Raw genomic sequence first — 1239 nt, 5'->3', positions numbered from 1 at the left:
GGGGGGTTCGGGGGCGGAGCCCCTGAGGAAGTGACGGGAATGGGTAGGGGCGGCGGGGGCGAAAACCCCGGCCCAGCCACCCCGGAGGGCCGGTCAGCGGCGAGCCGTAGCCGTAACCCGCTCACTCTCGATCCGCTTCGCCACCGCATCCTCCCCGACCTGCGAAAGGTTCCGGCACAACACCACGGACCCCCCGACAGCCAGCGGAGCGAAGAGACCGGCGCTGAGCCCCTCCCACGTGTCGTACGGAAGAGCGGACAACAACCGAGCCCCAGGCCCGGTCAGCCCCAGCGCGGGCGCATCCGCACGAGCCCGCTCCACAACCTCCGCCCCCGTCAGCTCCGCCCCGGCGACAACAACCGACGGCGCCTCCGGATCCACCGGCCCGTACGCCTGGAAGACGTCCCCCTGCCCGGGCACCTCGACGGCGTAGTCGGCGTATCCGGCGGGCACCTGGGCGAACCGCCGCCCGAGCGGCGCGAGCGACAACGCCACCCGCTCCCCGGAACACGCGAGCCCGGCCTCGAACTGCCCGGGCCCGGCCACCACATGGTCGGCGGCCCCCGCATCGCCCCCGACATCCGCCACGACCCCCACCGAGGAACAGGCGAGCAGCCACACCGCCGTCTGCCAGTGCGCGGGCAGCAGCAACGCGACCCGCTCCCCGGGCTCGGCGGCCAGCTCGCCCTGGAGCAGGTTGGCGGTCTTGGCCACCCAATTGGCGAAGGTGGCCACGGACAGTTCGACACGTTCACCCGTGGCGTCGTCGTAGAAGGTCACCAGGGGGCGCGCGGGATCCGTGGCGAGCGCGGATCGCAGCAGGTCGGCAGGGGTGCGGTCGGTGGCGTTCACGGGACGCAAGGGTACGCGGACACCCGCCCGGGCGGGGGAGTGAGGGCCACCGGTTCGGCGGAGTCCGGCCGACGGTCCGTCAAATCCCAGATGGACAGATAAGTATGACTATGTCCAGGATCAGGGGCATGCGCGGATATCTTGCTTCCTCGATCGCCGTCACGTGTGCGGCCGCCCTGGCCTTCCCCCTGGCCCTGTCCACCGACGCCGTGGCCGCACCCCCGGCGGCCGAGAGCCCGACCAGCGAGCGGGCGACACCGGACGGACCGGCATCCGAACGAGCGGCCAGGGCCCGACCTCAGACGCCGAGCACCTCGAAGACATCGGCCGGGACAGTCACGTCGGGAGCGATCCCCGGCAGCACCCAGTCCCTCCCCCTCGCGCCCC

General features: G+C 72.7%; 1 protein-coding gene and 1 pseudogene. One reads left to right on the top strand and one right to left on the bottom strand.

Annotated elements, in window-relative coordinates; all coding sequences use genetic code 11:
- Positions 1–93 precede the first annotated feature (93 nt).
- Positions 94–852: a TIGR03089 family protein gene (locus AOK17_RS47650; protein WP_055618833.1), complete on the bottom strand. Its 759-nt coding sequence runs from the start codon at positions 850–852 to the stop codon at positions 94–96.
- 128 nt (positions 853–980) lie between these two features.
- Here AOK17_RS47650 and AOK17_RS50600 point away from each other — a divergent pair.
- Positions 981–1239 (top strand): annotated as a pseudogene (locus AOK17_RS50600) (N-acetylmuramoyl-L-alanine amidase); the annotation flags it as partial.

The organism is Streptomyces phaeochromogenes, from assembly GCF_001418655.1.
Lineage (GTDB): Bacteria > Actinomycetota > Actinomycetes > Streptomycetales > Streptomycetaceae > Streptomyces > Streptomyces phaeochromogenes.
Note: the sequence above shows the minus strand (reverse complement) of the source record. Positions and strands in the feature narration are given on the sequence as shown.